The sequence below is a fragment of the Desulfobulbus alkaliphilus genome, from assembly GCF_016918545.1.
GTDB classification, from domain to species: Bacteria; Desulfobacterota; Desulfobulbia; order Desulfobulbales; family Desulfobulbaceae; genus Desulfobulbus; species Desulfobulbus alkaliphilus.
This window is the reverse complement of the sequence record NZ_JAFFQC010000017.1, coordinates 1-13,131: the sequence shown is the minus strand read 5'-3', so window position 1 is coordinate 13,131 and position 13,131 is coordinate 1. Positions and strand designations below refer to the sequence as shown.

Genomic DNA, 13,131 nt, shown 5'->3' with positions numbered 1-13,131 from the left:
CCGTGAGCGGCGGGTGAAGGCGTTTTATGAAAAATGTATCTACACTTATACCCTGATTGCAGACAAATATATCCAAAACAAGAACCCCACCGTCACGGATTCAGGCGTATGAAATGCGGGAATACCGATGGCGTTCACCGGCATTCCCGCAAGGAATTTCGTGCCAACTGCACGAGTATCAATTAACCGCCTCAGCCGCTTCTTGCCGGTTTTTTGGGAGGTGCCTGGTCCTCTTTCGGTTCATCCGTGTGCTCGTCGGTGACCGGGTCTGTATCTGTGTCTGTTTCAGTGCTCACGGCACTGTCTTTCATGCCGCCTCAGCCGCTGCCTGCTGCGGGTTGCTCTACCTCGCTGGCGCCCCCGGCGCCAGGTTTAGCCCCTCAGCTGCTGCCGAATGCCTGCGCACCCGGGAGGTGGACGCCGCCGACGCTGACCAGCCCGGCAATACCCAGCCCGGCGAGCAGCTTTTTCAGATCCTTGTTGTTCATGAGACCCTCCTTGTCAGGATGATGGCGAAAACAGGCTTGAATAGAAAATACCTATTCATTCAAGCCCGCCTATAGCCAAAAACTTTACAAAAGGCAGGGTCTCCTGTCAATCCTCATTTATCGGTCCGTGTCAGGACCCTGGCAACAGCCTGCTGCCAACCGGCAAGCATTTCTTGTCGTTTCTGTTCCGCGCATTGCGGGATGAATCGAGCTTCTCTCTGCCAATATTCGCCGGCGACTGCGAGCGAGGGCAGTAAACCAAGCTGGATTGCCGCCAGCCAGGCCGCGCCAAGGGCCGTGGTCTCAGTTACCCGTGGTCGCTCCACCGGGATGGCCAGCAGATCGGCGAGGAACTGGAGAAACCAGTTGTTGGCCGCCATGCCGCCATCAACCCGCAAGGTCCACGAATCGGTCGAATAATCTCTTTGTATCGCATCCATCAGATCGTAGGTCTGGTAGCCCACTGATTCCAGGGCTGCTCGGGCTATTTCGGCAATCCCGGTGTCACGGGTCAGGCCGAAAATGGCACCCCGGGCATGGGGATCCCAGTGGGGGGCTCCCAGGCCGGTGAAGGCGGGCACCATGTAGACCCCCCGGTTCGAGTCCAGTCCCTGAGCCAACCTCTCCACTTCCGCCGAGGAACCGATCAACCGTATACCATCCCGGATCCATTGAATGGCGGCGCCGGCCACAAAAATCGAGCCTTCCAGCGCGTATCCGGTCTGCCCCTGAACCCGATAGGCGATGGTCGTCAGCAGGCGATGGTTCGAACGGCAGGGAGTCGAGCCGGTATTGAGCAGGACAAAGCACCCGGTTCCATAGGTGCTTTTGATCATGCCGGCTTCGATGCACCCCTGGCCGATGGCCGCTGCCTGCTGATCGCCGGCAATCCCGCGGATGGGCAGGGCAGGGTCAAACAGATCGGGGCTGGTGGTCCCGAAATCATCGCTACAGTCCCGGACCTCGGGAAGAACTGCGGGCGGAACCCGGAAGATCTCCAACATCTGGGGATCCCACTGCTGGCTGTGGATATTGAACAACATGGTGCGGCAGGCATTGGTGACATCGGTGGCATGAACCTGCCCGCCGGTCAATCGCCACAGGAGGAAGGAATCGATGGTGCCGAAGGCCAGTTCACCGGCCTCAGCCTGGGCCCGTGCTCCGGGAATCTGGTCAAGGATCCAGCAAAGTTTGCTTGCGGAAAAATAGGGATCAATGAGCAGACCGGTGGCAGCGGTTATGCTTTCTTCCGTGCCGGCATCTCGGAGAGTATCACAGATCACGGCGGTCCGTCGATCCTGCCAGACAATGGCATTATAGATCGGTTGCGAGGTGGAACGGTTCCAGACCACGGTGGTTTCCCGTTGGTTGGTGATGCCGATGCCGGCAACGCGCAGTCCCTTTGCCTTGGCCTCGGCCAGCGCCTGACGGCAGACCGTGACCACCGCCCGCCAGATCTCTTCCGGATCATGCTCCACCCAGCCATCAGCCGGATAGATCTGGGGTAATTCCTGTTGGGCCACGATGGGGCATTCGCCCGTCAGGGAGAAAATCATGGCCCGGGTGCTGGTTGTGCCCTGGTCAATGGCAAGGATATGCTCTGATGTCATCTGCTCCTCCAACGAAACTAAGTCAGGCAATGATGGTTTTCTCCGCACACGCCTGTATACTCAACTTAACGCAAAAAGGCACCCCCAAGGGGTGCCTTTCCATGTCTCCCGGCAAGAGCGAGAGACGGATTTGTCAGCCTGACAACTGCAAAGAATTATGGTGTGACTTGTACCCAGACAGGGTTGGAAACTGCGACCTTGCCGGCTGCATCCAGGGCAATGAAATTGTACCAGGTGCTTTCCCCGGGAGTAAACTGGAACTGCAGGGTTTCCCGTTGGGTACTGCCCGCAAGGGATCGAGAATCCACCGGACTGCCGATTTCCACCTCTTTGCTGTAGACATCAACCTGTTCCAGGCCGTTAACAGCAAAGACGTCCAGGTGGAGGTGCAAGGGCTCTCCAGCCTTGAGCTGAACCGTGTCGCCGAAATGGATGTTGTCGGTAAAAAACAGCGGCCCCATGGACGCGTACGATCTGCCCTCGGCCACAGTCTGTATGAAACCTGCCGGGGTCAGTTCGCCATCGACCCGGGCGTAAGTGCGCATGATCCCTGAATACAAGGTATGGGAGGCCACGTCATGGGTGTCGGAACCGCCGGTGAGATAATACGCCTTGTTTATTCCGGCCAGATGTCCGGTCCACAACTCCATGGCCGTGGCCAGGGTCCGGGTATCGGGGTTGGTCGGTCTGCCGAGGTCGATGGTGGGCTGCAATTCGATGAGATCAAAATCGGCATCATAGCCGCCGGGAGCAATTTCCCGGTTACTGAAATAGCCGTAATCCGTATAGGGATGATTAACGATCACCAGAGCCTTTCTTTCGTGAGCCTGGGCAATGATTTCCTCAACATTCAGGGCAGGATCAATGATCTCGCCGGCAAAAGGCATGGGGAGAATATTGAAGTGACCCCATCCCGGGGACACCTCCAGGCTGGGGATCATGTCCACACCCCGGGCAGCAGAAAAAGCCTGCACAGCTTCGTGGTTGGCCACGGAATCATGGTCACTGACAAAGGTGAGGTCCAGGCGGGCGGCTAGCTGGGATTTGACCAGGTCTTCCGGCGAGGTGCTGCCGTCGCCGATATCGGTGTGATGATGGAGGTCTACACTGTACCAGTTGTCCTTCTCAGGGTGAATACGGGTGGCGATAACCGCGGCACGCTGCAGGTGTTCTCCTGAGGCAAGCTGTGCCTCGAGTACTTCCGGTTGACTGACGAAATGGGCTCCGGACATGACGGTGAAGGTAAAGTCTCCGGCTGCCAGAGGCATGGAAACCCACCCTGTGCGCTCCAGGTCGGTGAAATAGGTGCGGGCCCCCAGGTACTTGACCGCCGGAACAGGGCCATCAACTTCAATTCTGGCATCCACTGGATTTCCGGCATCTTTGTCTGTTACCTGCAGCTCCACACGGCCACCGCGAACAAGTGCGTCATCACCAGTGAAGGCAAAAGTGAGGTCCTGATCTGCCGTGACGGTCAGGGATTTGGCCTGAGAGGCGGTGTGCCCAGCGGCAATGGCGTAGAGGCGGTATTCCCCCTCGGGAAGGAGAAAAGAAAAGGAACCATCCGCTTCACCCACATGCCAGATCAGGGGCTGCATATGCACATGCTGTTCATCGGAGGGCAGGTACTGGGCACCGTCAAAGCTGCCTTTGAAGCGGCCTTCTTTTTCTACTACAAGAACAGGGAAGGGGAACAATGCCCCTGTATCAGTTTCCACGATCCCGGAAATCCTGGCTGCAGGCAGCTCTTTCTTCTCGATCATGCGGGTCATGAAGGGGGTGGTGTGTCCCTGGGGAATGACCTGGAGTTCACCGGTAAAGCTGCGGGATTCGCCGGGCGCCAGATCATAGTTGTGGTGCAGATCTTTATAGCCGGTGGTGCCCCGGTAGATTTCCGTACCGTCCATCTGCAGGGTAATGGCATAGTCTTCAGTATAACTGACCACGAAATCGCCAAAGGCTTCATCGGCATTTGTGCCGACGTGGATGTTGCGGGCGCGCACATCCGGGGTGTGATACCCAAAAGGACCGAACATGGAAGCGGCAAGAGCACTCATGGAGTAGCCGCTTTTCAAGTCCGTGTAGGTTTCCGGGCCAGGGTTGGCAACCTCGGTGTGCAGGGTCAGCACAGGAGAGTTGCGCTCAAGCGTGTAGGTGGTGACTACATCCAGGGCGTTGGATTTCCCTTCTCCCAGCCAGGTGCTGGTAACCTGGACCACTGCTTTCTCCGGTGTGTTGACAATAATCTCCGCATCCGCCACCAGGGAGCCGCCACTGGCGGTCCATGAATTGACCAGAAACTCGACATCATTGACAATATTGACACCAAAGCTCTCCGGGCCTTCCATGACCGCCAGATTGGAAATACTGCCGTTGGTCATTCCCCAGAAATTGGGGCTGCCGATGGCCAGGGTCAGGGCCAGGTGTTCATTGTAAAGCGTGATATCCTCGGCATGGTTGAGGACATCACCCTCGATGGGCGAGGGACCAGTCATGATACGCACCCCCTGACCATCGGGTTCGGCCGTGGCGAAAGGGGGGGGCTTGGTGCCACAGGCGGACAATGGCATCAGGATCACCAGGGTTGCAAGGAAAAGGGAAAAGGGCATCAATTTGATCTGTTTCTTCATAAGAAAGTTCTCTCGGGTGAAAATGTACAGTAAAAGCAGGCAAAAGCACAGTATGCCAAGGTGCTGCCGCTTTATTTGTTCAGATAGGCTTCAAAGGCCGGCAGAGCCGGGGCACCGTCAATGGTCTGCACCCCTTCGAGCCACTGGCGATACACTTCGGGATGGTTTTTCACCCAGGAAAGAGCCATGTCACCGATTCGCGGATTGTTCGTTTCGTGCATTTCGGTCATGATCTGGTTGAGCATGTCGACCGGGAAAATAAAATTTTTCAAAAAGAGGGCCACGTTGGGGTTTTCCTCGGCAAACCCCTGGCGGAGATTGGTGTACACGGTCGCGGTGCCGTTATTATCGCCAAAGGTTTCCGCGGTGCTGCCATCCAGGTATTGCATGTCCAGGATCTCATTCATGTAATGGGGGGACCAGCCGAGAAAAACGATCCATTTGTTCTCTCTGATGGCATACCGGACTTCGGAGAGCATGCCCTGTTCACTGGAAGAAATCAGTTGAAAATCCCCCAGGCCGAACATGTTGTTATCGATCATGTCCTGAATGATCTCGTTGCCGTCATTGCCTTCCTCAATGCCATAGATCCTGTAGCTCAGCTGTTCGCCATAATCGACGATATCGGCAAAATTGCGCAACCCGCCTTCCACCACATAAGTCGGCGCGGCAAGGGTATATTTCGCACCGGTCATGTTGGCGACATATTGCACAATGGAACCCTGGGCAAAATAGGGTTCTGCAATGCTTCTCATCGACGGCATCCAGTTGCCGAGAAAGACATCGGCCTCGTTGGTGGCCAGGGAATTATAGACAAAAGGGACGGAAACCATGAGGTTGGATGTCTGGTAGCCCAGACTGTTGAGGATATGAACTCCGAGTTCGGTCTTGATGGTTACGCCGGTCCAGCTGACACTGACAAAACGCACGGTTTTGTCAGCAGCGGAAACATGGGCAGCCATCGAGGTCACCATCAGAAAAATACCGAGAAAAATGAAATGCAGTTTTTTGCTGGGGAATGCCATGTTAGTTCTCCTGTTGTTTGTCTGTTTGTCTCGTCTATCGGTCCGACGGTTCCATCAACCGGCAAACCAGTGCAGCGGACGAGGGTTGTGGTTCTGGTAAATGTGTTTGACTTCCATGTATTCTTCCAGGCCGATCCTGCCCAGTTCGCGTCCCAGGCCGGACTGTTTGTACCCGCCCCAGGGAGCCTGGGTGAAATAGATATTGAAATCATTCACCCAGACGGTGCCGAAGCGAAGGGCGGCGCTGACCCGTTTGATCCGGGCCTGATCACGGGTCCAGAAACCAGCGGAGAGCCCATAAATGGTGCTGTTAGCGCGTCGGACCACTTCCTCCTCACTGGCAAAGGATTCCACCGTGACCACCGGACCGAACACTTCCTCTTGGACAATACGCATGTCGTCACGGCAACCGGTGAACAGGGTGGGCAGGTAGTAAAACCCCTGTTGCAGTTCAGGCTCGTCCGGCCTTTTGCCGCCCAGGAGCAGCGTGGCACCTTCTGCCTGGGCGATCTCGACATACTGTTCTACTTTTGTACGATGCGTCTCGCTGATCAATGGCCCCATCCGGGTCTCCGGTGAAAAACCGTTACCAATCCTGATGGTCGCCATTCGTTGCTGCAGGGCGTTGACAAAGGTGTCATGGATCGATGCGGCCACCATGACCCGGGCCCCGGCGGAACAGATCTGACCGGCATGAAAAAACGCGCCGTTGAGCACGGCATCAAGCGCTGTCTCCTGGTCTGCGTCGGCAAAGATGATATGGGGGTTCTTGCCTCCCAATTCCAGGGTGATTTTTTTGACATTGTCACTTGCTGCACGGATGATCTGTTTGCCGGTCTTGATCCCGCCGGTAAAAGAGATCAGATCGACCTCCAGACTTTCCGCCAGCTCGGCACCGACATTGTGCCCTGGCCCAAGCACCAGGTTGATCACCCCAGGCGGAAAACCGAGCTGTGTCGCCAGCTCGGTCACCTTTATGGTGGTCATCGGGGTGATTTCGCTTGGTTTCATGACCAGGGTACAGCCGGCCGCCAGGGCGGGAGCCATTTTCCATGAAGCCTGGAGCAACGGGTAATTCCAGGGCAGTATCTGCCCACAGACACCTATGGGTTCGCGCATCACCATACTGGTGGCATCGGGCAGGGGGGCGTTGATCACTTCACCGTCCATCTTGTCAGCCAGGCCACCGTAATAGGTAAAGATACCGGCGATATCATCCATGTCCCAGCGGCTCTCTTCCATGGTTTTGCCGGTGTCCAGGCTTTCCAGGCGGGCCAGTTCCTCCCGATGTTGACTGATCAACCGGCCCAGTTCAGAAACAAGACGGCCCCGTTCCGTGGGCGATGTCCGGGGCCATGGTCCGTTGTCAAAAGCTTCTCTGGCAGCACGGATGGCCCGGCGGGCATCGCTGCGATCCCCTTCGGCCACTTCGGCAATGACCTCTCCAGTCGCCGGGTCGATGACGGCCCGGGTGGCACCACCAAGCGCTGCAACCCATTGGCCATTAATATACAGGGTGTTGCTTACCATGGGGACGCCCTCACTGGTTCTGTTCAGTCGCGTTGTGGATGTAGAATGCCTCCGGATCCGGGCGCAAAGGGGTGTTGCCCAGGATGAGATCCGCTGCTTTCTCCGCGATCATCATCACCGGGGCGTAAATGTTGCCATTGGTAATGGCCGGCATCACCGAGGCATCGACCACGCGCAGGTTGTCAATGCCGTGCACCTTCAGGTCCCGGTCCACCACGGCCATGTCGTCGTACCCCATCTTGCAGGTACAACTTGGGTGGTACGCGCTTTCACCTTCACGGGCGACGAAATCGAGAATCTCCTCATCGGATTGAACTTCGCTGCCCGGGGCCAGCTCCTTGCCCCGCAGTTCGTCAAAGGCCGGTTGGGAGATGATATGCCGTGAACAGCGGATAGCCTCGATCCATTCCCGCCGTTCCTGCTCGGTGGAGAGATAATTGAAACGGATGCCGGGATGTTCTCCAGGGTCGGCTGATTTGATCTTGACGGTGCCCCGGACATCGGAATTCATCGGCCCCACGTGCAGTTGAAAACCATGTCCTTCCCTCGGGGCGGAGCCGTCGTAGCGGATGGCAATGGGCAGGAAATGAAACTGCAGGTTCGGGTATCGGACCTGCTCGTTACTGCGAATGAAACCACCGGCCTCGAAGTGGTTGCTGGCCCCCACGCCTTTTCCCCGCCACAGCCACTGGGCAGCGGCGATCCCTTTTTTCCACCACTTGAGCGACGAGTACAGGCTTACCGGTTGTGTGGCCTGATATTGAACGTACAACTCCAGATGGTCCTGCAGGTTCTCGCCCACTCCGGGCAGATCGGCAACCACATCGATGCCGAGACTGTTGAGATGCTCGCCCCTGCCTATGCCGGAGAGCTGCAGCAGTTGGGGCGAATTGATGGCGCCGCCGCAGCAGATGATCTCCTTGCCGTGCACCTGCACCACTTTTCCTCCCTGGCGGTATTCGACCCCGACGGCCTTGTTCCCCTTGAAAAGTATGCGATGGACCATGCACCCGCAGCGAACCTCGAGGTTGTCGCGATTTTTTACGGGGTGAACATACGCCCGGGACGCGCTCCAGCGACTGCCCCGGTAGATTGTGGCGTCAAAACTGGAAAAGCCTTCCTGCTGATAGCCGTTGACATCCTTGGTCAGCGGGTATCCGGCCTGCTGCACCGCCTCGAAAAAGGCGGTGAACAGAGGGTTGTCGCACTTGGGCGTTGTCAGGTAGAGCGGTCCTCCCACCCCATGGTAGCTGTCCGCTCCCTGCAGTCTGGATTCAAAGCGTTTGAAATAGGGGAGGCAATGGGCGTAGTTCCAGCTGTCCAGCCCTTCCTGGGCCCCCCATTTTTCATAGTCCAAGGCATTGCCGCGGATATAGATCATGCCGTTGATACAGCTTGAACCACCGAGTACCTTGCCGCGGGGCTGGGCAATGCGGCGGTTGTGCATATACGGTTCCGGATCGGACTCGTACATCCAGTTATAAAAACCGTTGGTGAGCAGATAGGTAAGGGCCGCGGGCATATGCAGGCGGATATCCCATGGGTAATCGCGCCGACCGGCCTCGAGGACCAGCACCGAGTGCTCGGGATTGGTGCTGAGCCGATTGGTCAGTACGCTGCCGGCGGAACCGCCTCCGATGATGATGAAGTCGTAGGTTTGTTTTTGGGTCATGCTATCTCCTGCTGTGTGGTCAATCTTTTCTTTTGCCGGTCAGGCCCTTCTGGTTGCCATCCGTCGTCGACTCCACCGCGTCCAGCAATTTCAGCAGCATGGCGTAGTGGTAGCTGATATGGGACAGGGCCCTGAGCGGTTCGTTGTCGGCTATGGCCTGGGCGGTATTTTTCCAGTTTTCTCCGGTTTCTTTCCGATACTGCTCTCCCTGATATAAGGTGACGTCGCTGGAACTGAACCCGAGTTGCAGGGCCTGCATGATCCATTCGAAGATGGGGTTATGGGTCATTCTGGCCAGCATGATGTTGAGTTCCCGGTCCAGTTCAGCCAACACGACCATGTCCGGATCGCTTTGCCGCAGCATTGTTTCCAGAATTTTCGCCTTGGCCAGCAGCTCGATTTTTTCCTCTTCAGCCCCCCGGGAGATCGCCAGGAGCGTGATGGTCCGATCGAGACTTTCCCTAAACTCGATCAAATGCTGTGGGTCCAGGGGTTGTCGTTTGATAAACAAGGCCAACGATTCGCCGGCCGTGGACACCTCGACCTCCCTGACATAAGCGCCACCTTTGGCGCCTTTTTTGATTTCGATCAGGGATTTTTGTTTAAGGGCCTGGAGAGCCTCTCGGATGACGCCTCTGCTGGTATTGAAATGCAGCTGCAACTCCCGTTCGCTGGGCAAGCGGTCGCCGGGTTCGATTTTGCCGTCGAGGATCGCGGCCTCGATCTGCAAGGCGACTTCCTCGCTCGCCCGCCCCATGGTGACCGGTGCAAACTGAATGGTGCTTTTCATTCCTGTTCTTCTCCTGTGCGCTGTTATGGTACGACCAAATAACAATAAAATACAATTTCCTGCAATATATTTTTATGCACCGAATGCAGTAGAGAAACCGATATAAACCAGTTTTTCAAGGATAAAGCGATATGTTAGCGGATGTTTCGGAAAGGTGGGCGGAGGTTTAATGGTAAGACCAATTGGCATGGGTCAGAATCAATGAGCGTTCACCCATGGGTCAGCTTCGTTGCTTATGACCTGGATCCGTGAGCGTTTGTCCGTGCGTCAGCTTTGTTGTCCGTGACCGTTCGATTAAAGTAAACTTTATCGGACGGTTACGGGCAATGAAGATGGCATGCGGACGAACGCCCCCAAGGGCGGCGGGTGGCGACCTATTGCAAAGAAAATCGCCGCATTTATAACCTATTTACAGTAAAATGTACTTCAAACAAGAATCCTACCGTCACGGATACAAGGTATGATCGTTCGATAAGGGTACTCTGTATCGGAGGGTTGCAAGGAGCGAAGATGGCGTGCGAGCAAACACCCGCGGCAACAGGGCTTGTCGGGGGGGGGCTACAGGTTGTCCAGCGGACTGCGCACGGCCAGCCCCGGCCGGTTGAGCACATGGGTGTAGATCATGGTGGTGGTGACATCGGCATGGCCGAGCAGTTCCTGCACGGTGCGGATATCAGCCCCGCCGGCGAGCAGGTGGGTGGCAAAACTGTGGCGCAGGGTATGCGGCGTCACCCGCTGGGAGAGATGGGCGGCCCGGGCCGCTTTGCGGACAGCGTTCTGCAGGGCGGCGTCCTGGATATGATGCCGCCGCTGGATGCCGCTACGGGGATCAATCGCCAGTTGACGGGAAGGGAAAAACCACTGCCAGGCCCACTGGACCCCGGCCGTGGGGATCTTGTTTTCCACGGCGGGTGGCAGCCAGACGCCGGGTAAATCAGCCCGCCGGTCTTCCGCAAACAGCAGACGCAGGCGCTCCCGATGCTCCATCAGAGGGGCACGCAGACTTTCCGGCAGGACACTGACCCGGTCCTTGCCGCCCTTGCCCTGGCGGACGATGACAATGCCCTGCTCAAACTGAACGTCCTGGATACGCAGGCGCAGCAGTTCCATCAACCGCAGGCCGGCGCCATACATCAGCTGGGCCATGAGCCGGTGATGGTCCGGCAGCTGGGCAAACAGCGCCTGACACTCCCGCTGGCTCAGGACCACGGGTATCCGTCGTGTCGCGCGTCCCGGACGATAGCCGGTACAATCACCAGGGTCGCGGCCCAGGGTCTCGCGAACAAGGAAGATCAGCGCGTTCAGGGCCTGACGCTGGGTACTGGCGGAGACCTTGCCCTCCACCGCCAGATGTTCCAGGTAGCGGCGGATATCGTCGCCACCGGCTTCCTCCACCGGTTTATCTCCCAGCCAGCGGGCAAACCGTCTCCCCCAGCCCCGATACGCCTCTTCGGTGCGCCACTTCAGTTGCCGGGTCCGCAACACGGCCACCATCCGCTGCTCCCAGGGCGGGCCGCCTTGGTCACCCCGCTCAATCCGTATAACCTGAACAGGCTCGGCGGGAGGTGCGATCTGGTCCACGCCGCTCTGCGCCTGGTGCGCTGCTGCCTGAAAAAACCAGCGCAGGGCTATGCTGGCGGCCTCGGTAGGTTTTCCCCGGTCTTCCAGGCCCTGGAAAACATAAGGAAAACATAAGGGTCAGGTCTTGAAATATAATCTTTTGAGAGCTATGATCTGATCATGTCAAGACCCTTACGAGTTGAATATCCAGGTGCTGTGTATCATGTCACTTCCCGAGGAAATGGCCGAGCGGCCATTTATCTTTCAGATGCGGACCGTTGGAAGTTTCTCGGCATCTTGGCGGACACCATGCAAAAGTATAATTGGCTCTGTCATGCCTATTGCTTGCTCGACAACCATTATCATCTGATAATAGAGACGCCCGATCCGAATGTATCCTTGGGAATGCGGCAATTAAATGGCGTATATACACAGGCATTCAATGTTGCCCATCAAAAGGTGGGCCAGGTTTTCCAGGGTCGGTACAAAGCGATCCTGGTGGAGAAAAACAGCCACTTGCTGGAACTGTGCCGTTATGTGGTTCTCAATCCAGTGCGCGCCGGTATGGTGTCGCAACCACGAGAATGGAAGTGGAGCAGCTATGCGAGTACAGCCTATAAAGCTGGCAAACAACCGGAATATTTGAGTACCGACTGGATATTAGGGCAGTTTTCCGAGAAAATCACAACTGCTCGGCAGCGATATCGAAGCTTTGTTGCCGATGGCATGGTGAAGCACGACCAGCCATGGAAAAATTTAAAAGGTTCTAAAGCAGACTTGATCCATTTTTTAGGCCAATGAGAGGAAGATAGATGTCAGAATCGATGCCAACATTCGACTCCCTCATGAACCCGCTTCTCGAAGCGTTGTTCGAACTTGGGGGTTCAGGCTCTATTGATGAGATTTACGAAAAAGTCATCGAAATGCAGAGCATTGATGATGAACTGGCTTCGATTCCGCATAACCCAGAGAAAAGCAATCTGACCGAGATCGGTTATCGGATGGCTTGGGCGCGAACCTATCTGAAAAAATACGGGTTTCTGGAGAACTCGACCCGGGGAGTCTGGGCGCTCACACCCCTTGCCCGTGAGAAGCGGAAGGTCAATCCAAAGGATGTGGTGAAAAAGGTTCGAGAAGCCGATAAAGAAGCATCCCGGAAAAAGTTAAAGAAGATCAGCCCTGAAGAAGCAATTGAGCTGAATGATGATACAGGAATCGACAGTGATACTTGGCAAGAAGACCTTTATCACCTGCTTACCAAGGAAATTGCGCCAGATGCCTTTGAACGGCTAACCCAACGTCTCCTGCGAGAATCGGGGTTTGTTCAGGTCGAGGTTACTGGCCGGACCGGAGACGGCGGCATTGATGGCAAGGGAATTGCCAGAATTCATGGGTTCATGAGCTTTCATGTCATTTTCCAATGCAAGAAGTATCAGGGCCCAGTTTCTGCGGGAGACATTCGCGATTTTCGAGGCGCAATGGTCGGGCGCGCTGATAAAGGTCTGTTCATTACAACCGGAACTTTTACTCCAGCAGCGATCAAAGAGGCCACTCGCGACGGGGCGCCACCGATTGACCTGGTTGATGGTGAACACCTTGCAGAAAAGCTCAAGGAGTTCGGCCTCGGAATCCAAACCGAAATGATAGAAAAGGTCACTGTGGACAAGCAATGGTTTCGGAATCTTTGACCCATATTTTGACTAACCCCCATGACAAGAAGTCACAACGAAGCATGAAACTTAAGTGTTGAAAACGAAGGCGAGCCATGGCTATACATCCTTTTGAAAAAAACCCGTTAAATTCAATCAAAAAGGAGAATAGCCATG

9 protein-coding genes and 1 pseudogene are annotated in these 13,131 nt (G+C 56.0%); 2 read left to right on the top strand and 8 right to left on the bottom strand.

The window, feature by feature from the left end; genetic code table 11:
• Window positions 1-320: 320 nt before the first annotated feature.
• From sbtA to JWG43_RS10300, 8 genes and pseudogenes are all read right to left on the bottom strand, one after another.
• Window positions 321-488: pseudogene (gene sbtA, locus JWG43_RS10335) on the bottom strand (SbtA family thio(seleno)oxazole RiPP natural product precursor); the annotation flags it as partial.
• 113 nt (window positions 489-601) lie between these two features.
• Complete coding sequence (gene glpK, locus JWG43_RS10330) at window positions 602-2,098, bottom strand: glycerol kinase GlpK (protein ID WP_205242845.1); 1,497 nt, start codon at window positions 2,096-2,098, stop codon at window positions 602-604.
• Window positions 2,099-2,253: 155 nt separating this feature from the next.
• Window positions 2,254-4,728, bottom strand: coding sequence for a CehA/McbA family metallohydrolase (locus tag JWG43_RS10325; protein WP_205242844.1), 2,475 nt, complete (start codon window positions 4,726-4,728; stop codon window positions 2,254-2,256).
• A 71-nt stretch (window positions 4,729-4,799) separates the two neighbouring features.
• On the bottom strand, window positions 4,800-5,753 hold the full coding sequence (locus JWG43_RS10320) for an ABC transporter substrate-binding protein (RefSeq protein WP_205242843.1): 954 nt from the start codon (window positions 5,751-5,753) through the stop codon (window positions 4,800-4,802).
• Between the two features lie 54 nt (window positions 5,754-5,807).
• Window positions 5,808-7,283 (bottom strand): betaine-aldehyde dehydrogenase, encoded by a 1,476-nt coding sequence (betB, locus tag JWG43_RS10315; protein ID WP_205242842.1) that lies wholly within the window; start codon window positions 7,281-7,283, stop codon window positions 5,808-5,810.
• 10 nt (window positions 7,284-7,293) lie between these two features.
• On the bottom strand, window positions 7,294-8,955 hold the full coding sequence (betA, locus tag JWG43_RS10310; protein ID WP_205242841.1) for a choline dehydrogenase: 1,662 nt from the start codon (window positions 8,953-8,955) through the stop codon (window positions 7,294-7,296).
• 19 nt (window positions 8,956-8,974) lie between these two features.
• Window positions 8,975-9,745 (bottom strand): FadR/GntR family transcriptional regulator, encoded by a 771-nt coding sequence (locus tag JWG43_RS10305; RefSeq protein WP_205242840.1) that lies wholly within the window; start codon window positions 9,743-9,745, stop codon window positions 8,975-8,977.
• A gap of 558 nt (window positions 9,746-10,303) precedes the next feature.
• The gene (locus JWG43_RS10300) at window positions 10,304-11,326 is read right to left on the bottom strand and encodes an integron integrase (RefSeq protein WP_205242839.1); all 1,023 of its coding nucleotides are present in this window, start codon (window positions 11,324-11,326) and stop codon (window positions 10,304-10,306) included.
• Between the two features lie 159 nt (window positions 11,327-11,485).
• On the opposite strand from JWG43_RS10300, the gene JWG43_RS19655 reads away from it, so the two are divergent.
• Both JWG43_RS19655 and JWG43_RS10290 read left to right on the top strand, forming a co-directional pair.
• Window positions 11,486-12,106 carry a transposase gene (locus tag JWG43_RS19655; protein ID WP_240193523.1) on the top strand — a complete coding sequence of 207 codons (621 nt, stop codon included), beginning with the start codon at window positions 11,486-11,488 and terminating at the stop codon, window positions 12,104-12,106.
• An 11-nt stretch (window positions 12,107-12,117) separates the two neighbouring features.
• Entirely contained in the window at window positions 12,118-12,993 is an 876-nt protein-coding gene (locus JWG43_RS10290) for a restriction endonuclease (protein ID WP_205242838.1), read from the top strand.
• Window positions 12,994-13,131: the final 138 nt, after the last annotated feature.

Excerpts from the sequence above, each read along its gene's own strand:
- glpK (WP_205242845.1), bottom strand. The coding sequence starts at position 2,098 with ATGACATCAGAGCATATCCTTGCCATTGACCAGGGCACAACCAGCACC.
- JWG43_RS10325 (WP_205242844.1), bottom strand. The coding sequence starts at position 4,728 with ATGAAGAAACAGATCAAATTGATGCCCTTTTCCCTTTTCCTTGCAACC.
- JWG43_RS10320 (WP_205242843.1), bottom strand. The coding sequence starts at position 5,753 with ATGGCATTCCCCAGCAAAAAACTGCATTTCATTTTTCTCGGTATTTTT.
- betB (WP_205242842.1), bottom strand. The coding sequence starts at position 7,283 with ATGGTAAGCAACACCCTGTATATTAATGGCCAATGGGTTGCAGCGCTT.
- betA (WP_205242841.1), bottom strand. The coding sequence starts at position 8,955 with ATGACCCAAAAACAAACCTACGACTTCATCATCATCGGAGGCGGTTCC.
- JWG43_RS10305 (WP_205242840.1), bottom strand. The coding sequence starts at position 9,745 with ATGAAAAGCACCATTCAGTTTGCACCGGTCACCATGGGGCGGGCGAGC.
- JWG43_RS19655 (WP_240193523.1), top strand. The coding sequence starts at position 11,486 with ATGTCAAGACCCTTACGAGTTGAATATCCAGGTGCTGTGTATCATGTC.
- JWG43_RS10290 (WP_205242838.1), top strand. The coding sequence starts at position 12,118 with ATGTCAGAATCGATGCCAACATTCGACTCCCTCATGAACCCGCTTCTC.